This window comes from Huijunlia imazamoxiresistens (genome assembly GCF_037132455.1).
Lineage (GTDB): Bacteria > Bacteroidota > Bacteroidia > Chitinophagales > Chitinophagaceae > Flavisolibacter > Flavisolibacter imazamoxiresistens.
In genome coordinates, this window is sequence record NZ_JBBBEI010000002.1 from 262,536 (window position 1) to 280,625 (window position 18,090).

Annotated in this window: 14 protein-coding genes; 6 read left to right on the top strand and 8 right to left on the bottom strand. The window is 56.4% G+C overall.

Annotated elements, in window-relative coordinates; all coding sequences use genetic code 11:
- Nucleotides 1-2: 2 nt before the first annotated feature.
- The 4 genes from rny to pheT form a co-directional block, all read right to left on the bottom strand.
- Complete coding sequence (gene rny / locus V9K67_RS02935) at nucleotides 3-1,553, bottom strand: ribonuclease Y (RefSeq protein WP_336719951.1); 1,551 nt, start codon at nucleotides 1,551-1,553, stop codon at nucleotides 3-5.
- 228 nt (nucleotides 1,554-1,781) lie between these two features.
- Entirely contained in the window at nucleotides 1,782-2,078 is a 297-nt protein-coding gene (locus tag V9K67_RS02940) for a cell division protein ZapA (protein ID WP_336719952.1), read from the bottom strand.
- 93 nt (nucleotides 2,079-2,171) lie between these two features.
- On the bottom strand, nucleotides 2,172-2,456 hold the full coding sequence (locus tag V9K67_RS02945; RefSeq protein WP_336719954.1) for a hypothetical protein: 285 nt from the start codon (nucleotides 2,454-2,456) through the stop codon (nucleotides 2,172-2,174).
- A gap of 1 nt (nucleotide 2,457) precedes the next feature.
- Entirely contained in the window at nucleotides 2,458-4,893 is a 2,436-nt protein-coding gene (gene pheT / locus V9K67_RS02950; RefSeq protein ID WP_336719955.1) for a phenylalanine--tRNA ligase subunit beta, read from the bottom strand.
- Nucleotides 4,894-5,388: 495 nt separating this feature from the next.
- On the opposite strand from pheT, the gene dnaB reads away from it, so the two are divergent.
- Both dnaB and V9K67_RS02960 read left to right on the top strand, forming a co-directional pair.
- Complete coding sequence (gene dnaB, locus V9K67_RS02955) at nucleotides 5,389-6,942, top strand: replicative DNA helicase (RefSeq protein WP_336719956.1); 1,554 nt, start codon at nucleotides 5,389-5,391, stop codon at nucleotides 6,940-6,942.
- A 265-nt stretch (nucleotides 6,943-7,207) separates the two neighbouring features.
- Nucleotides 7,208-7,918, top strand: a complete 711-nt coding sequence (locus V9K67_RS02960) for an RsmE family RNA methyltransferase (protein ID WP_336719959.1) — start codon at nucleotides 7,208-7,210, stop codon at nucleotides 7,916-7,918.
- Between the two features lie 148 nt (nucleotides 7,919-8,066).
- Here the strand turns inward: V9K67_RS02960 and V9K67_RS02965 are convergent, their stop codons facing one another.
- On the bottom strand, nucleotides 8,067-8,864 hold the full coding sequence (locus V9K67_RS02965) for a TerC family protein (RefSeq protein WP_336719961.1): 798 nt from the start codon (nucleotides 8,862-8,864) through the stop codon (nucleotides 8,067-8,069).
- Nucleotides 8,865-8,935: 71 nt separating this feature from the next.
- The gene (locus V9K67_RS02970) at nucleotides 8,936-10,018 is read right to left on the bottom strand and encodes a quinone-dependent dihydroorotate dehydrogenase (protein ID WP_336719962.1); all 1,083 of its coding nucleotides are present in this window, start codon (nucleotides 10,016-10,018) and stop codon (nucleotides 8,936-8,938) included.
- Nucleotides 10,019-10,170: 152 nt separating this feature from the next.
- On the opposite strand from V9K67_RS02970, the gene V9K67_RS02975 reads away from it, so the two are divergent.
- The 4 genes from V9K67_RS02975 (at nucleotide 10,171) to V9K67_RS02990 (ending at nucleotide 15,069) form a co-directional block, all read left to right on the top strand.
- Nucleotides 10,171-11,343: an acetyl-CoA C-acyltransferase gene (locus V9K67_RS02975; RefSeq protein WP_336719963.1), complete on the top strand. Its 1,173-nt coding sequence runs from the start codon at nucleotides 10,171-10,173 to the stop codon at nucleotides 11,341-11,343.
- Nucleotides 11,344-11,490: 147 nt separating this feature from the next.
- Nucleotides 11,491-11,895 carry a response regulator gene (locus tag V9K67_RS02980; protein WP_336719965.1) on the top strand — a complete coding sequence of 135 codons (405 nt, stop codon included), beginning with the start codon at nucleotides 11,491-11,493 and terminating at the stop codon, nucleotides 11,893-11,895.
- A 184-nt stretch (nucleotides 11,896-12,079) separates the two neighbouring features.
- On the top strand, nucleotides 12,080-14,473 hold the full coding sequence (locus V9K67_RS02985) for a TonB-dependent receptor (protein ID WP_336719966.1): 2,394 nt from the start codon (nucleotides 12,080-12,082) through the stop codon (nucleotides 14,471-14,473).
- Between the two features lie 155 nt (nucleotides 14,474-14,628).
- Nucleotides 14,629-15,069: a DUF2721 domain-containing protein gene (locus V9K67_RS02990; protein ID WP_336719967.1), complete on the top strand. Its 441-nt coding sequence runs from the start codon at nucleotides 14,629-14,631 to the stop codon at nucleotides 15,067-15,069.
- Nucleotides 15,070-15,279: 210 nt separating this feature from the next.
- On the opposite strand, the gene V9K67_RS02995 is transcribed toward V9K67_RS02990, so the two are convergent.
- Together V9K67_RS02995 and V9K67_RS03000 are read right to left on the bottom strand one after the other, a co-directional pair.
- Complete coding sequence (locus V9K67_RS02995; RefSeq protein WP_336719969.1) at nucleotides 15,280-17,055, bottom strand: ABC transporter ATP-binding protein; 1,776 nt, start codon at nucleotides 17,053-17,055, stop codon at nucleotides 15,280-15,282.
- Nucleotides 17,056-17,064: 9 nt separating this feature from the next.
- Nucleotides 17,065-17,928 carry a hypothetical protein gene (locus V9K67_RS03000; protein ID WP_336719970.1) on the bottom strand — a complete coding sequence of 288 codons (864 nt, stop codon included), beginning with the start codon at nucleotides 17,926-17,928 and terminating at the stop codon, nucleotides 17,065-17,067.
- Nucleotides 17,929-18,090: the final 162 nt, after the last annotated feature.

The window sequence follows — 18,090 nt, forward strand, 5'->3', positions numbered from 1 at the left end:
GTCTACTTGGCCACGTTCACGGCGCGCTTTTCGCGGATCACCGTTACCTTGATCTGGCCGGGGTAGGTCATTTCGGTCTGGATCTTCTGGGCGATTTCGAAGGAGAGGCGCTCGCTTTCCTGGTCGGTCACCTTGTCGGCTTCCACGATCACGCGCAGCTCACGGCCGGCCTGGATGGCGTAGGCTTTTTCCACACCGTTGTAGGTCTGGGCCAGGTTTTCCAGTTCCTTGATCCGCTGCAGGTACTGCTGCATGATCTCGCGGCGGGCGCCGGGACGGGCACCGCTGATGGCATCGCAGGCCTGAACGATGGGGGAAATGACGTACTGCATTTCCATTTCATCGTGGTGGGCGCCGATGGCGTTGACTACCGCCGGGTTCTCACCATATTTTTCGGCCAGCTTGGCGCCCAGCAGGGCGTGGCTCAGTTCGGTTTCTTCGTCGGGTACCTTGCCGATGTCGTGCAGCAGGCCGGCGCGTTTGGCCAGCTTGGGGTTCAGGCCCAGCTCGGCGGCCATCACGGCGCAGAGGTTGGCTACCTCGCGGCTGTGCATCAGCAGGTTCTGGCCGTAAGAGGAGCGGAAGCGCATTTTACCGACGATCCGCACCAGCTCTTTGTGCAGGCCATGAATGCCCAGCTCGATCACGGTGCGCTCACCGATATCCATTACCTGCTCTTCCAGCTGGCGGCGGGTTTTTTCCACCACTTCCTCGATGCGGGCGGGGTGAATGCGGCCATCGGCCACCAGGCGTTGCAGGCTCAGGCGGGCGATCTCGCGGCGCAGCGGGTCGAAGCAGGAGAGCACGATGGCTTCCGGGGTGTCGTCCACGATCAGGTCCACACCGGTAGCGGCTTCGATGGCGCGGATGTTGCGGCCCTCGCGGCCGATGATCTGGCCCTTAATCTCGTCGCTTTCCAGGTTGAACACCGTAATGGCATTCTCAATGGCCTGCTCGGCGGCAGTACGCTGGATGGACTGGATGATGATCTTGCGGGCTTCCTTGTTGGCCTTCTGCTTGGCATCGTCCACGATCTCCTGCTGGATGGCCAGGGCCTGCGAATGGGCTTCCTGCTTCATGCCTTCGACCAGCTGGGCTTTCGCCTCCTCGGCGGTCAGTCCCGAGATCTTTTCCAGGCGGCGGGTCTGCTCTTCCTGGTGTTTGTCCAGTTCGGCCTGCTTGGCATTGATGACTTCGATTTGGCGGTTGAGGTTTTGTTTGATGGTTTCGTTCTCTTTGATTTGCTTTTCCAGCTGCTCGGCTTTCTGGTTCAGGCCCTGTTCTTTCTGGCGGATGCGGTTTTCGCCTTCACCTACTTTGCGGTTGCGTTCCAGCACTTCTTTTTCGTGTTCGGCCTTCAGTTGCACGAATTTTTCTTTAGCGGCCAGTTCCTTTTCCTTCCGTACGGTTTCGGCTCTTAATTCGGCTTCCCTGATCAGGGTTTGGGCCTGAAGGTCCGCTTCCTCCACTTTTTTACGGGTATCCTTTGCAAAAATGAACTTACCTGCTATTATGCCCGCCACCAGGGCCACCAAGGCTATAACTATCTCCATGGATTGTGTTTTTGTTAGAGTTTTTTGTGATGAGAATAAATAAATATGGCATACCGCTAGAAAGGGTAAGGTGGCGAAGATACAAAACCGGGATAATTCCCATGAAATTGTTATGCTCCTGATTTCAGCCCTGTTGCAGGCGCTAAAACAGAGGAATATAGGGAGAAAAAGACAGCCGGACCCAACAGCGGGCCGGCTGTCTTTTCAAGAAGACGAACCGTCTCCCGCTCAGATATTCTCTTCCAGGGCGCCGTCGATCATCTTTTCCAGCGTCTGCAGGCGGCTGCTGACGTTGTCGAGGTTGACCTGGTTGGAAATGGCCGAATTCTGCTCGGTGGCAAACCATACCAGCACCATAGCGATATAATCCTGCATGTCCTTGCCGGCAAACTGGGTCTTGAATTCGATCAGCTTTTCGTTGATGGTTTTGACGGTTTTCCGCACCACCTCCTCGTCCTTGGGGTGGATTTTTACCCGGTAGGTTCTATCGCCTACCACCAGGTTCGTAGGAATTAATTCGACCACAATCTTCCGATTAAGTGAATAAACTGGTTACAGCTGAACCCTTGGCTCAGCGGTTTTCAAGGGTGTAAACGGATGGGCGGCTTTTTTATGGCCTTACTGGCTTAAAAAGGCGATGCATTTGTCGATATCCCGGATATACTGGCTGATCTTTTTCTCAAAATCCTTTTTATCGCGGTCGTTCATCTCGCCGGCGGCCAGCTTCAGGATGGCCAGGGCGTTGTCGAGCGTATCGATCTGCAGCTGGAACTGCTTTTCCCGCTGCCTGCCTTCCGCCAGCTCGCGGCGCAACTGCTCGTTTTCCTTTTTGAGCTGCAGCTGCTGCTTCAGCAGCAGCTGCAGCTTGTCGTTGATGGTATTGAACTGCTTATCCAGCGACATATTATTTCCTGATTTCGGCCGACAATTCCTTTTCCAGTGCCGTCATGATCTTGTTCATCCAGCCGTCGATCTCCTTGTCGGTGAGGGTCTTCTCCTCGTCGAGGAAGGTGAAGTTGATGGCCAGCGACTTTTTGTCCGCTCCCAGCTTCTCGCTTTCGAACACGTCGAACAGCCGTACGTCCTGCAGCTTGTTCAGGCGCAGCTTGTTCAGCTGGGCGGTGATCTCCTCGTACTTCATCTGGCGGGGCACTACCAGGGCCAGGTCGCGTTCCACAGCCGGGAAGCGGGGGACTTCCCTGAAGCTGATGCGTTGTTGCAGGGCGGCGTCCAGCAGGGCGTCCCAGTTGAAGTCGGCCACGAACACCGGCTGCTTCAGGTCAAAGCGGGCGGCGGTCCTGGCAGGCACCCTGCCCAGCTGCAACACGGCCTTGCCGTTCACCGAAGCGGTCAGTACCAGCTCGAGGCCGGTGGAGGCTTCGCCCGCCGCAAAGGTGGCCTTCAGCCCGGCTACCTTCAATAAAGATTCGGCTACGCCTTTCAGGTAATAGATGTCGGCGGCATTGCCTTTTCCTTTCCAGCTGGTGTCGCTGGTGTTGCCGGTCACGTACACGCAGAAATGGTTCGTTTCGTTGTACTGGCCGGGGCCTGCCAGCTGGTAGGTTTTGCCGAATTCGAACAGGCGCAGGTGGGCGTTCTTGCGGTTGCTGTTGAACTGGATCACTTCCAGGGCCGTAGGCAGCATGGCCGGGCGCATCACGTCCAGCTCACTGCTCAGGTTGTTCAGCAGCTTGACGGTAGTGGCCAGCTCGTCTTCCGAAAAGTATTTCGAATTCGTGATGGAGTTGGTCAGGATCTCGTGGAAGCCATTGCCCACCAGGAAGCCGGCGACCTTGGCGCGCAGGCTGTCGGCCTTGGAGGTCTGCTCCACCGCCGGGGTGATGGTGATGCTGGACGGGATACCGATGTTGTCCAGCCCGTCGATCCGCAGGATCTCTTCCACCAGGTCGGCCGGCACGCTGATGTCGTGCTTGTGGTAGGGCACCTCGATCATCAGGGCGTCGATGTCCTCGCGGATAATGGAAAAGCCCAGGCTTTGCAGGATGCGCCGCACGGCATCGGGATGGTAGTTCTTGCCGCTCAGTTTTTTGAGGAACTGGAACTTGAAGATCACCTGCTTTTTCGACTGCGGTTCAGGGTACACGTCGATGATGTCGGATGCGAAGTCGCCGCCGGCCAGCTCCTTGATCAGCAGGGCGGCCCGCCGCAGCACGTTTACCGTGTTGGAGATGTCCACACCCTTTTCGAAGCGGGTGGCCGCATCGGTACGCAGGTTGTGGCGGAACGAGCTTTTGCGGATGGAGGTGGGGTCGAACCAGGCGCTTTCGAGAAAAATGTTCTTGGTGGCGTCGGTCACACCCGAGCGGGCGCCGCCAAACACGCCGGCGATGCACATGCCTTCTTCCGTCTCGCCTGAGGCGAGACAGATCATCAGGTCTTCGGCGCTGAGCTTCCGCTCTTTATCGTCCAGGGTCACGAAGGGCGTGCCTTCAGGCAGGTTTTTCACCAGCACCTTCTGGCCCGTGATGGCATCGTAGTCGAAGGCATGCAGGGGCTGTCCGGTTTCGTGCTGGATATAGTTGGTAATATCGACGATATTGTTGATGGGGCGCAGGCCGATGGCTTTCAGGCGCTGCTGCAGCCATTTGGGCGATTCCTTCACCGTGATGCCCCCTAGGGCGATGCCGGCGTAGCGCTTGCAGGCCGATTGGTTTTCGATCTCCACGCCGATCTTCAGCGAGGGGCTGGTGACCTTGAAGTTGGCCGCGGGCACTACGGGGCGCACGTCTTTTTTATCGTGGTGCGACAGGTAGGCGCAGACGTCGCGGGCCACGCCCAGGTGACTCATGGCGTCCATGCGGTTGGGCGTCAGGCCGATCTCATATACAATATCGGTGCAGGGCTGGAAAAATTCTTCCGCGGGCTGACCCACGCGGGTGTCGGCAGGCAGCACCATGATGCCGGCATGGGAGTCGCCCAGGCCGATCTCGTCCTCGGCGCAGATCATGCCGTAGCTTTCCACGCCGCGGATCTTGGCCAGCTTCATGGTCAGCGGTTCGCCGCCGGTGGGGTAGATGGTGGTGCCGACGGTGGCCACCACCACCTTCTGGCCGGCGGCCACGTTGGGCGCCCCGCACACGATCTGCAGCGGCTCGGCTCCGCCGGTATTCACCTTGGTCAGGCGCAGCTTGTCGGCGTTGGGGTGGGGGGCTACCTCCAGCACTTCGCCGATCACCAGGCCCTTCATGCCGCCTTGTACCTCTTCGTATTTTTCCATTTTTTCCACTTCCAGTCCAATCGAGGTCAGTATACGGGAAAGCCGTTCCGGTTCCAGGCGTACGGGCAGGTATTCGCTCAGCCAGTTATAAGAAATAGTCATTATTTATGGGATTTCTATAGCGGGCAAATATAGGCATTTGACCGCTGATCTTGGCGGCGTCGGGAGGCGGTTGCCGGGCGGCTGGAAAAGTGGGGCAGCCACCGGGAGCCGGAAATTTATCCACATCGCTCATATTACACTCTGTTGTTTTATTTGGGAACGGAAAATGTAGCCTTTTCTTCGCCGGACGCGGAGGTGACCGGTGCATTTGGGTGGGGCCATAAACTTGTTCACACCTATTTTCCGCCTCCGCGAATCTCAACACCTTTGCAGCCCTCTTGGCGGATTCGCCCCGCCGGGGTGCATGAATAACCGAAAACTGTGGATATCGTGTGCAGGGAATGTGCAGTAAGATTGGCGCCGGATGGCGGCGGAAATTTTGGTTATCGGTAATTTTAAGATGTGGAAAAACAAGGGGACAGGCGGTGAGCCTTATCGTTTCCTCCGCTGGTGCTCGTGTGAAAATCAATGCCTTAACTTTTTTACTGTGTAACTATGGACATACCTAACGTCAATCGCGACCGGAAGCAGAAGAGGAAAGCGCCTATGGACATCAGCACCCTGATGTATGGCAAGGTGCCCCCGCAGGCAAGGGAACTGGAAGAGGCGGTGCTGGGCGCCGTGATGCTGGAAAAGGGTGCCTTCGACACGGTAATCGAAATCCTGAAGGCGGAATGTTTTTACGTAGACAGCCACCAGCGCATCTTCCGCGCCATGCAGGGCCTGGCCAACAAAAGCCAGCCGATCGACCTGCTGACGGTGGTGGAAGAGCTTCGCTTCCGCGAGGAGCTGGAAATGGTGGGCGGCCCCTATATGGTGACCAAGCTCACCAACAGCGTGGTGTCGTCGGCTAACATCGAGGCGCATGCGCGGATCATCCTTCAGAAGTACATCCAGCGCGAGCTGATCCGCATCAGCGGCGAGATCATCTCCGAAGCCTACGAAGACAGCGCCGATGTGTTCGACCTGCTCGACCTGGCCGAAAGCAGGTTGTACGAGATCACCAGCAACAACTTAAAAAACAACTACGAGTCCATCGATTCGGTGCTGGTGAAAACCATACAGCGCATCGAGGACCTGCGCCACCGCAACGAAGACATTACCGGGGTGCCCTCGGGCTTTCCTTCGCTGGATAAGGTCACCTACGGCTGGCAGAATACCGACTTGATCATCCTGGCCGCCCGTCCTGCCGTGGGTAAAACGGCCTTCGCCCTGAACCTGGCCCGCAACGCCGCCCTCAATGCCAACAAGCCCACGCCGGTAGCCCTGTTCTCCCTGGAGATGAGTGCCGGCCAGCTGGTACAGCGGATCCTGTCGGCCGAAAGCGAGATCTGGCTGGAAAAGATCGCCCGGGGCAAGATGGAGGAGCATGAAATGAAGCAGCTGTATGCCAAGGGGATCCAGCGGCTGGCGCAGGCGCCGATCTTCATCGACGATTCGGCGGCCCTGAACATCTTTGAGCTGCGTGCCAAGTGCCGCCGTCTCAAGACCCGCAACAACATCGGCTTTATCATCATCGACTACCTGCAGCTGATGAGCGGTGGCGGGGAAGGCAAGAACACCAACCGTGAACAGGAGATCTCGACCATCTCCCGCGGCCTCAAACAAATGGCCAAGGAATTGCAGGTGCCGATCATCGCCCTGTCGCAGTTGAGCCGGGAGGTGGAGAAGCGGAAGGACGGCAACAAGATGCCCCAGCTGAGTGACCTTCGCGAATCGGGTGCCATCGAACAGGATGCGGACATGGTATGCTTTATCTACCGCCCCGAATACTACGATGTAACCACCAACGAAATGGGCGAAAGCAACCGCGGTGAGACCCACATCCGCATCGCCAAACACCGGAACGGTTCGCTGGAAACCATCAAGCTGCGCGCCCGCCTGGAGATCCAACGCTTCTATGACGACGAAGGCGGCGCCCCCAACCCCATGGGCAACCTTCCTCCCAACTGGAAGCCGGTTTCCGATACCGAAGGCCAAGGCCCCAAACTTTATATCCAGACAGGCAGTAAAATGAATGACCTGGGCGATGATGACGATCCGTTCTAAAAATAGTTTACAAGTTTACGGGTTTACAAGTTTACGAGTGGGTTCCTGAGTTTCAAAGTTCCTGCGTTCCTGAGTTGTCGTACCGATGAAGAGAAGGGGCTGTGTGTCGCAAGGAGGTTCCTTGACAAACAACTAAAAAACAACTAAGATCCTCAAACTCAAAATTTCCCTGCGAGCGTCCGGTCGAATAACTTAGGAACTACGGACCTTTGGAACTCAGGAACCCACTCGTAAACTTGTAAACCCGTAAACTCGTAAACTAAAAATGGCGCTACCTTACTTCTACGTTCCCACACTTCCTTCAGCTAATGAGTCGCTGGTACTGGATGAAGAGACTTCCAAGCATGTAACGCAGGTATTGCGGATGAAAGTGGAGGAAGAGTTAATGCTGACCGATGGGAGTGGGGTAAAGGGCAAGGCTGTTATTACCGACGACCACCGCAAGCGTTGCACCGTAAACGTTTTGTCCGTAGAGCGGGAAGAAGAGCACCGGCCCCGGGTGACCATCGCCATTTCCCTGGTAAAGAATACTTCCCGCTTTGAATGGTTTTTGGAAAAAGCCACCGAGATCGGTGTGCATGCGATCATTCCGCTGCTCTGCGACCGCACCGAAAAGGAGAAATTCCGCCACGACCGCCTGCATCAGATTATCGTCAGTGCCATGCTGCAGTCGCAGCAGTGCTGGCTGCCCCTCCTGCACCAACCCACCGAATTTCAAAGCCTGCTGCAAGCAAACGAAGCGCCCCAAACCTTTATCGCCCATTGCCTGCCGGAGCAAAAGCTTTCCCTGGCGCAGGAAGCCAAAGCCGTAGCAGCAGACAGCATTATCCTCATCGGCCCCGAAGGCGATTTTACCCCTGCCGAAATTGAAGCCGCCCTGCAAAAAGGCTATGCCCCCGTTTCCCTCGGCCGCACCCGCCTCCGCACCGAAACCGCCGGCATCGTAGCCGCCACGTTGCTGTGCAATCGTGATTAAGGAATTGGTTAATTGGTTAATTGGCGCCACCGCCTGTAAAAGAGAAAGCCCCGTCTGTGCGACAGGGCTTTCTCTTTTATAATTTGTAGCTAACCGGTAAAGGGCCCAATACCCTAATTAACCAATTAACCAATTAACCAATTCCCATTTAGTGGGTTTGGTCGTCGGCAATCCGGGCTTTCGATTCGGCAGGTCCGTGCAGTTCCACGGGCTTTACCATTTTTTTGCGGACGCGCATGTTCATCAGCTCCACGCCAAACGAAAAGGCCATAGCGAAGTACACATAGTTTTTCAGGTGCAGCTCGTGGGCCTGCTCGCTGTTCCAGCCTTCCATCATCAGCACTACGGCCACCAGCACCAGGAAGGAGAGGGCCAGCATCTTGAAGGTGGGGTGCTTGGCAATAAAGTCGGCGATCTTCTGGCTGAAGAAAAACATGACGAACATGGCAATGCAGACGGCCACGATCATCACGCCCACATGCTTGGCAATGCCCACCGCCGTGATCATACTGTCAAAAGAAAAGATCATATCCACCAGCATGATCTGGAAAATTGCGGCGCCAAAAGAGCTGACCGTTTTGACGGCATTGTCCTCCAATGCGGCTTCATCGCCTTCCAGCTTGTGGTGGATCTCCTTTACGGTTTTGTACAGCAGGAAGACACCGCCGCCCAGCATCACCAGGCTAGCCAGGTCAAAGCCGTGGCCGAAAAGGGTAAACAGGGGTTTGCCTTTTTGCTTTACCAGCCAGCTCAGGCAGAACAGCAGGATCACCCGTACGCCAATGCCGGTAACCATCCACATCCTGCGGGCATTGAGCTGCTTGCTTTTGTGCAGGCGCCCCATGATGATGGATACAAAGATCACGTTATCGATACCCAGGATGATCTCCAGCAACGCCAGGGTAAACAGCGAAATAATATTGTCAACTGTAAAAAAAGCTTCCATATATGGTTGTTTGGTTCAAGGAAAACTAAGTATCCGGCAGCAGCCGTTACTCATTACTCATTATTCATTACTCATTTTGCAAATCCGCGAACGGGAGATGCTTTCAGCCCCTCGCAGATATTTTTTACAATATAAGGTCCTTCATATATAAAACCGGTCCAAACTTCCACCAGCGAAGCCCCGGCTCCCATTTTTTCACGGGCATCGTCATAGGTAAAAATGCCGCCGCTGCCGATAACGGGTATTTTGCCGCCTGTCTTCTGGTGAATATAACGGACGATCTCCGTGGAGCGTTCCTGAACGGGTTTGCCGCTCAGGCCACCGGCTCCGATGGCCTCCACTTCCGTGCGCGGGGTTTGCAGGTCCTCGCGGCTGATGGTGGTGTTGGTGGCTACCAGGCCATCGAGGTTGATCTCACGGGCCAGGTCGATCACGTCATCGATCTGCGAAGGCGTCAAATCGGGGGCGATTTTCAACAGAATGGGTTTTTGTACCGCATAGCCCCGGTTCAGCGTTTGCAGGTGGGTGAGGATCTTTCCGAGCGCATCCTTTTCCTGCAGTTCGCGCAGGCCGGGCGTATTGGGCGAGCTGACGTTCACCACGAAAAAGTCCACGTAGGGATGCAGGGCCTTGAAGCAGATCTCGTAATCCTTCCAGGCATCCTCGTTCGGGGTGACCTTGTTCTTGCCGATATTGCCGCCGACGATCATTTGAATGCCGCTCCGCGTACCTTCTTTTTCTTTCTTCTCCTTCCACTCCTTTAATCTCTTGGCTACCACGTCCACGCCGTCGTTGTTAAAGCCCATGCGGTTGATCAGGGCCTTGTCGGCGGGCAGGCGAAACAGGCGGGGCATATCATTGCCGGCCTGGGGCTTGGGCGTAACGGTGCCAATCTCCACGAAGCCGAAGCCGAGGGCTTCCAGCTCGCGCAGGTATTTGGCGTTTTTATCAAAGCCGGCACCCAGGCCCACCGGGTTTTTAAAGACCAGCCCCAGCTGGCGGGTGATCAGTGCGGGATCTTCGGAGGCGAACATCCCCGAAACCGTCTGGCGCAGCGGGGAAACAGAGCAAAGCGAGGACAGGGCCCCCATCGTTACGGAATGCGCCTTTTCCGGCGAAAGGGAAAATAAAATGTCTCTGAGTAGTTGGTACATGGCACGCGAAGATAAGGCCTGCCTATTTTTTATGGGAAAAACTTACTTTTAGAGAGTTCCTGAGTTCCTAAGTTGGCATAACTCCGGAATAATTGAACTCCGAACTCAGGAACTCAGGAACTCAGGAACTTTTCACTCGAAAACTCAACAAAATGGACGCATACATAGTCGCAGGATATCGTACCGCCGTCGGTAAAGCAAAACGGGGCGCCTTTCGCTTTTTCCGGCCCGACGACCTGGCCATCGAAGTGATCCGGGGCCTGCTGGCATCGGAGCCCCGCATCGACAAAAGCCTGGTGGACGACGTGATCGTGGGCAATGCCGTGCCCGAAGCCGAGCAGGGACTGCAGGTCGGCCGCATCATTGCCGCCCGGGCTATCTCCTTCGATACGCCGGGCATGACCGTCAACCGCTATTGCGCCTCGGGACTGGAAACCATCGCCATCGCCTCGGCCAAGATCCGCATGGGCATGGCCGACTGTATCATTGCCGGCGGTACCGAAAGTATGAGCCTGGTGCCCACCGCCGGCTGGAAAACCGTTCCCGCCTATTCCATTGCTAAGGACGAGCCCGATTATTACCTGAGCATGGGCCTGACCGCCGAGGCGGTGGCCCAGGAATACAAGGTCAGCCGCGAAGACCAGGACGCCTTCGCCTACCACTCGCACCAGAAAGCCCTGCATGCGATAGCCAACGGCTATTTTAAAAAAGGCATCCTGCCCATAACCGTGGAGGAGGTGTACCTGGACGAAAAAGGCAAAAAAGCGAGGCGCAGCTACGTGGTGGATACCGACGAGGGACCCAGGGCCGATACTTCCCCGGAGGTCCTGGCCAAGCTGAAGCCTGCCTTTGCCGCCGGCGGCGTGGTGACGGCCGGCAACTCCTCGCAGACCAGCGACGGCGCCGCCTTCGTGGTGGTGATGAGCGAGCGGCTGGTAGCCCAGCTGGGCCTGCAGCCGCTGGGGCGGCTGGTAGCCTGCGCTTCGGCCGGCGTACATCCCCGCATCATGGGCATCGGGCCGGTGGCCGCCATTCCCAAGGCGCTGCAACAGGCCGGCATGCAGCTGGCGGATATCGACCTGGTCGAGCTGAACGAAGCCTTTGCCTCCCAGTCGCTGGCGGTGATCCGTGAGGCCGGCCTCGATCCGGAGCGGGTGAACATCAACGGGGGCGCCATTGCCCTGGGCCATCCCCTGGGCTGTACCGGCGCCAAGCTGACCATCCAGCTGCTGCACGACCTGGAACGGAGGGGCAAAAAGTACGGCATGGTGACCGCCTGCGTGGGCGGCGGCCAGGGCATTGCAGGGATCATCGAAAGATTATAAAAAGGCACATTCGTTTTTATTTCGCTTATCCATTAATTTATTGGCTGATTTTTAAGATTGTTGGTAACCGGTAGAAAAACTGCCATACATTTGCGGCTGCCAATCAATTGGCAACGCCCATTTTTAATGGCCTAAAACGAACTGACTGTGACTGACGTAAAGAAAGTATTATATGCCGACGACGATGTCGACGACAAACTCTGGGTAAGCGAAGCCTGGAAAGGAATGAATTGCTCCGTACATATTGAATTTGTGGATAACGGTCGCCAGGTGCTCGATTACCTGGCAGGTTTGCCTACTGCCGAAATGCCTTCCCTGATTGTCCTGGACCTGAATATGCCGGGCCTCGACGGGCGGCAAACCCTCAAGCGGCTGAAGGATGACAGCAAGTACGTGGCGATCCCGGTAGTGATCGTGACCACATCTTCCAATGTCGTGGATGTGGAAATGTGCAAGCGCCTGGGCGCTTCCCTCTACCTGATCAAGCCGGATACCCATACCGAGTGGCAGGGGCTGGTGCGGAAGTTTGAACCGTTTATCGGCGGGTTCTGAGAGGGCAATGAGAAGATACCAGCTTTATTTATAGCGGCGGCGGGATATCCCGCCGTTTTTTATTGCAGGGGGCCCTTAGGGCCTTTGTTTATTGGTTTTGGTAATAAAAAGATTAATTGCAGCTTCGTTGCAAACATTGCCCGGACTTTTGCATTTTTGTTGCAGATGTTAACACCCCAACGGTATGAATAGAGTACTCCTGTTCCTGTTTTTTGTTTTTTCCGGTATGCTTCCCGCTTTTGCCTGGCAGCGGACGATCACGTTGAGCGGTACGGTGACCGATGCCCGGACGGCCAAACCCCTGGCCGGCGCTTCCGTGCTGATCGAGGCGGCCCGCCTGGGCGCCCAGACCGACCGGGAAGGTAGGTTTTCCTTCCGCAACGTTCCCCGCGGCCACCACCTGCTGGAAGTATCCTTTACCGGCTACGGCACCGCCGTGCTGCACCTCGACCTGGAGGCGGATCAGGCGGTTTCCATCACCCTTTCCTCGACTATTGTGGAATACCAGGGGGTTACGGTAACCGGCGTGTCCAATGCCATCAGCACCCGCAAAACGCCGGTGCCCCTGACGGTGGTGCGGCGGTCCGAATTGCTGCAGGCGCCGGCTTCCAATATCGTAGACGTGCTGGCGCGGCAGGCCGGGGTGTCGCAGGTGTCCACGGGTCCGGCTATTTCCAAGCCGGTCATCCGGGGCCTGGGCTTCAACCGGGTAGTGGTGGTCAACGATGGCGTACGCCAGGAGGGACAGCAGTGGGGCGAGGAGCACGGCCTGGAGATCGACGAGGCCAGCGTGAACCGGGCCGAGATCCTGAAAGGGCCGGCCTCCCTGATCTACGGCAGCGACGCCCTGGCCGGCGTGATCAACCTCGTTTCCAACGTGCCGGTGCAGGAAGGCATTATCAAGGGCAGCCTCCTGGGCGGCTACCAGACCAATGCCCGCTATTATTCCACCAACGCCCAGGTGGCGGGCAACCAGAAGGGCTTTAACTGGAATGCTTACGGCTCGCTGAAGTCGGCCGGCGATTACCGGAACCGCTATGACGGGCGGGTGTTCAACTCGCGCTTTTCGGAAAAGAACTATGGCGGCTACGTCGGCCTGAACAAGGGCTGGGGGTTTAGCCACGTCATCTTCAGCCGCTTTCACCAGGAACCCGGCATCGTCGAAGGCGACCGCGACGCGGCCACCGGCCGTTTTATCCAATACGGCGAATCGCCCCTGGAGGCCGTGGTTTCGGACGCTGACCTGAAGGGCCGCCAGGCACAAACCCCTTTCCAGCAAATTGACCACTACAAGGTAGTGTCGGACAACAGCTTCGGTATCGGCAAAAGCCGGCTGCAGGTAAACGTAGCCTACCAGAACAACAAGCGCAAAGAACTGGGCAATCCCGAAGACCGCAAAGAAGCCGAATTGTTCTTCGACCTGAACACCATTACCTACAACGCCCACTATACCCTGCCCGACTGGAACCAGTGGAAAGCCACCGTGGGGTACAACGGCCTGTACCAGCAAAACACCAACCGGGGCGAAGAGGCCATTATCCCGGACTACCACTTCCATGATGCCGGTGCCTTTGTGTATGTCCGCGGCCAGTTTTCCAACTATACCCTCAGCGGCGGGCTGCGCTTCGACAACCGGCAGATCCATGCCCGGGAAATGCAGGAAGGAAGCGAGCTGAAGTTTGCTGCTTTTAACCGGGGCTTTTCCAACCTGACGGGCAGTATGGGCATCAGTTACGAGCCCGGCGAGTCGGTGACCCTGAAGGCCAATATCGGCCGGGGCTTCCGGGCGCCTAACCTGGCCGAGCTGGCGTCCAACGGGGCCCACGAAGGCACGGAGCGCTGGGAGTACGGGGCGCAGGACCTGAAATCGGAACAAAGCCTGCAGGTGGATGGCGAGGTATCGCTGAACAACGAGCACCTCACCGGCGGCCTGAACGTATTTTACAACCATGTCGGCAACTTTATCTTCTACCGCCGGCTGGCCGGCGCCGATGGCGGCGACTCCATCCTGTTGGGTGAGCACAACGAAGAGCTGCTGGCCTACCAGTTTGCCCAGAGCGATGCCCGGCTGTACGGTTTTGAATTGTATTTCGACCTGCACCCGCACCCCCTGGACTGGCTGCACTTCGAAAACCGCTTTTCCTATGTTCGGGGCCAGTTCACCGCCATGACCTTCGGATCGGAGAACCTGCCGCTGATGCCGGCGCCCAAGTGGCTGAGCCAGCTAAAGGCCAAGTTCCCCGAAGCCGGCAAGCACCTGTCGAACCTTTATGTACTGCTGGAAGCGGACAATTACCTGCGGCAGCAGCATGCGTTCCGGGTCAACAATACCGAAACGCCCACGCCGGCCTATACGCTGCTGAATGCCGGCATCGGCGCCGATATCAAGGGGCATAACAAAACCTTGTTCAGCCTGCACCTGTCGGGCAGCAACCTGGCCGACAAGGCCTATCAAAATCATTTGAGCCGCCTGAAATATACCGACCTCAATGCCGTTACCGGCCGCCCGGGCGTCTTCGGCATGGGCCGCAATTTTTCGGTCAAGCTGCTGATCCCTTTTTCCTTTACGACGAAGTAATTCCAAAGCAGATGGATGCCCGGTTTGGGTTCCTGTAAAAACTCCAAAAGCCGTAAAGGCTTTTGGAGTTTTTGCGTTAACTTGATCCGAATCAACCAAGGCGTTATCCGACCGTAATACCTTGCCGCCTGTATCACTCAAACTGCTGATTCGCCATGGAGCTTACATTCAATACCCCCGCGCTGTTATTTCCTGCCATCAGCCTGCTATTGCTGGCGTTTACCAACCGCTTTGTGGCCCTGGCCAGCCTGGTGCGCAAGCTGCATTCCGACTACCAGAAGGGGCAGGACAGCAATGCCAACCTGCAGCAGATCCGCAGCCTGCGCCAACGCATCCGCCTCATTAAATACATGCAGGGACTGGGCGTCTTCTCTTTTGTACTGTGCACCGTTACCATGTACTGCATCTACAATGGCTGGACCTCCCTGGCCAAAGGGGTATTTGCCTTCAGCCTGCTGTCCTTTCTTTCTTCCCTCCTCATTTCGCTCATGGAGATCATCAAAAGCACCCAGGCCCTGGAGCTGGAATTGAGCGATATCGAGGAAGAAGAAAAGAAAACCATCTTCGGTGATTTGTGGGGAAAGAAAATGGGGTAGGGGGCTGCAAAGGGTATTGGTTAATTGGGTTATTGGTTAATTGGGAATTGGGAGGGGTACCTACGGTGTCGGGTCTTTATCAGAAAATAAGGCACGCTACTTCAAAAATTTTGAAATGGCGTGCCTTTCTTTAGAATTTCCTACCGGAGTTACGCCAATCCAGGAACTCAGGAACATAGGAACTCCGGAACTGAACTCGTAAACTCTGATTTAGGCTCTCGCCGCACTTGTTTTCCGCTCTCCGATCTGCTGGCGCCACATGGCGTAGTAGAGGCCTTTTTCTTCCAAAAGTTTTTCGTGCGTGCCGGTTTCCACCACTTCGCCCTTTTCCAGCACGAAGATCTTGTCGGCATGCATGATGGTGGACAGGCGGTGGGCGATGAGGATGGTGATCTGCTCGTTCATCGCGGAAATGTTGCGGATCGTTTTGGTGATCTCCTCCTCGGTCAGCGAGTCGAGGGCCGAGGTGGCCTCGTCGAAGATCAGCAGCTTCGGGTGGCGCAGCAGGGCGCGGGCAATGCTCAGGCGCTGCTTTTCACCGCCCGAAAGCTTCAGGCCGCCCTCGCCGATCACCGTATCCAGTCCCTTTTCGGCCCGGGCCAGCAGGTTCTGGCAGGAAGCCTTTTGCAGCGCTTCCAGCACATCATCTTCACTGGCGGATGGATTTACGAACAGCAGGTTCTCGCGGATGGTGCCCGAAAAAAGCTGGGTGTCCTGGGTAACGAAACCGATTTGGTTGCGCAGGTCGTTGTAGTCGATGTTGTTTTCGTCGATGCCGTTATAGTAGATATTTCCCTGCTGGGGGCGGTACAGGCCTACCAGCAGCTTCATCAGCGTGGTCTTGCCCGAGCCCGAGGGGCCTACGAATGCCAGGGTTTCGCCGCGGGAACCCGAAAACGAAATGTCGTCGATAGCTTTCTGGGCCGCCGTCTGGTGTTTGAACGACACGTTCCGGAATTCGAGCTGCTCCACGGGGCCCAGGTGCAGGGGTTCGGCAGGGAAGTGTTCCGGTGCTTTCTCCATCAGGTTGTGGAAGTTGACCAGGGAGGCTTCTGCTTCGCGGTAGCTGAGGATGATGTTGCCGATCTCCTGCAGCGGGCCGAACACGAAGAACGAAAACATCTGCATGGTGGCCAGCTCGCCCGCATTCATGCGGTTGCCATATACCAGCCACATCAGCATAAACAGGATCACCTGGCGCAGGGTGTTTACAAAGGTGCCCTGCACAAAGGAGATGCTACGGATGCGTTTTACCTTGGTCAGCTCGAGGTCGAGGATCTTGTAGGTGTTCTTGTTCAGGCGGGCGACCTCCTGGTTGGTCAGCCCCAGGCTTTTCACCAGCTCGATGTTGCGGAGGCTTTCGGTGGTGGTGCCGGCCAGCGAGGTGGTCTGCGACACGATGGCTTTCTGGATCACCTTCACCTTTTTGCTCAGCAGGTTGGAAATAAGCATCAGCAGGCCGATGCCGCTGAAATAAATGAGGGGCAGCGACCAGTGGATGCGGTAGGCGAAAACGGCGACGATGATGATGCCGATAAGTACGGTGAACAGGATGTTGACAAAGTTGTTGATGAACTTTTCCGTATCGGTCCGCACTTTTTGCAGGATGCTGAGGGTTTCGCCGCTGCGCTGGTCCTCGAACTCCTGGTAGGGAAGGCGCAGGGCATGTTTGAGGCCGTCGGTAAAGACGCGGGCGCCGAATTTCTGCTGGATCACGTTGAGGAAGTAGTCCTGGAAGTTTTTGGCGATGCGGCTGATCATGGCCACGCCGATGGAGGCGCCAAGCAGTTGCAGCACGGGTACGGCAAAGCGGGGATAAAACGGTTGATAGTCCTGCGGGTGCTTCTGGTATTCGAAGGCAAAGTTCAGGATCTTACCAAAGATGATCGGGTCTATAAGGGAGAACCCGATGTTCATGGCGGCCAGGATCAGCACCAGGATCACCATTAATTTGTAGGGTTTCAGATACTGCAGTAAAATTTTCATGGGGGAAAGCTAAATCTTATTTTGGTATTGACGGATGGACCACCCCTTTCCCGTAAGCCGGCTCAGCCATTTTTTCAGCAGCGGCAGGCTGTCGAACTTTGCTTTTTCCTTTTTCATGCCTTGCAGGTCCAGGTGGTGCGCCAGTTTTACCAGGTTGGGCACGCTTTCTTCGGCGTTCTTCTGGAAGAAAATATGCAGCAGTTTTTTGAATTCCGGAAAGTCGCGGTAGCTGTGGATGGCGTCCTGGAGGGTATGCACCTTATGGCTTTGCAGGAAAAATCCAAAAGCCATTTGCTCGGAGGTTTCCCCCGGCACCTGGCCTTTCAGCACCTCGTGCAGGGTGGATACGTTATTGAGGATGGATTTGTCGGTATGCCGGAAACCGAGCGCATGGGTCCGGTACAGGGGCGGCTGGCCCGCCGGGGAGGCGTGCTTTTTCCCGTTGGCCCCGTTATGTCCCGGCACAAAGCCCGCCAGCAGGTGTTGGTATGGGGCCAGGTCGGGGGCTGCTTCCGTGCGGCCGTGCAGGCAGAAGCTGCCCGTTTTTATTTTTTCAAAGACGGGTTTGGGGGGCAGGGCGAAATAGGTGTCGGTATCGCAGTACAGGACGTTTCCCTGGTAAGTGGCCGAGAGATAGCGGGCGAAGTCCGGTTTGGGGCCAAAGGCCTCGCTGCCCGCCAGTTCCTGCAGCTGGAAGTGGGGAAAGAAGGGGATGTAGGCCTCAAACAGGTCGGGGTGGTCGGTATAGATAACCACGGCGGTATCGGCCGGTGGGTGAAGGTTATAAACCGAGAGGTACTTCAACAGGGAATACCGGCATTCGTGCATGTATTCCAGCCGGCCATATGCCCGGTAGATGAGGTAGTTGTGCATAAAAATATAGTTTCAATATCCTACTGTCCCCGAAGGGCGGCCAAGGATAGGCTGTGGATAGGATTCCTGTTTGGGTTTGGGCAATTGGGCTAAAGGCTGGTCTGTAGTAAATGCGTTCATCGTTCTTTAATTGTGTCCGTAGCTGCATCCGGCTGGTCCCGT

Excerpts from the sequence above, each read along its gene's own strand:
- rny (WP_336719951.1), bottom strand. The coding sequence starts at position 1,553 with ATGGAGATAGTTATAGCCTTGGTGGCCCTGGTGGCGGGCATAATAGCA.
- V9K67_RS02945 (WP_336719954.1), bottom strand. The coding sequence starts at position 2,456 with ATGTCGCTGGATAAGCAGTTCAATACCATCAACGACAAGCTGCAGCTG.
- pheT (WP_336719955.1), bottom strand. The coding sequence starts at position 4,893 with ATGACTATTTCTTATAACTGGCTGAGCGAATACCTGCCCGTACGCCTG.
- dnaB (WP_336719956.1), top strand. The coding sequence starts at position 5,389 with ATGGACATACCTAACGTCAATCGCGACCGGAAGCAGAAGAGGAAAGCG.
- V9K67_RS02960 (WP_336719959.1), top strand. The coding sequence starts at position 7,208 with ATGGCGCTACCTTACTTCTACGTTCCCACACTTCCTTCAGCTAATGAG.
- V9K67_RS02965 (WP_336719961.1), bottom strand. The coding sequence starts at position 8,864 with ATGGAAGCTTTTTTTACAGTTGACAATATTATTTCGCTGTTTACCCTG.
- V9K67_RS02970 (WP_336719962.1), bottom strand. The coding sequence starts at position 10,018 with ATGTACCAACTACTCAGAGACATTTTATTTTCCCTTTCGCCGGAAAAG.
- V9K67_RS02975 (WP_336719963.1), top strand. The coding sequence starts at position 10,171 with ATGGACGCATACATAGTCGCAGGATATCGTACCGCCGTCGGTAAAGCA.
- V9K67_RS02985 (WP_336719966.1), top strand. The coding sequence starts at position 12,080 with ATGAATAGAGTACTCCTGTTCCTGTTTTTTGTTTTTTCCGGTATGCTT.
- V9K67_RS02990 (WP_336719967.1), top strand. The coding sequence starts at position 14,629 with ATGGAGCTTACATTCAATACCCCCGCGCTGTTATTTCCTGCCATCAGC.
- V9K67_RS02995 (WP_336719969.1), bottom strand. The coding sequence starts at position 17,055 with ATGAAAATTTTACTGCAGTATCTGAAACCCTACAAATTAATGGTGATC.
- V9K67_RS03000 (WP_336719970.1), bottom strand. The coding sequence starts at position 17,928 with ATGCACAACTACCTCATCTACCGGGCATATGGCCGGCTGGAATACATG.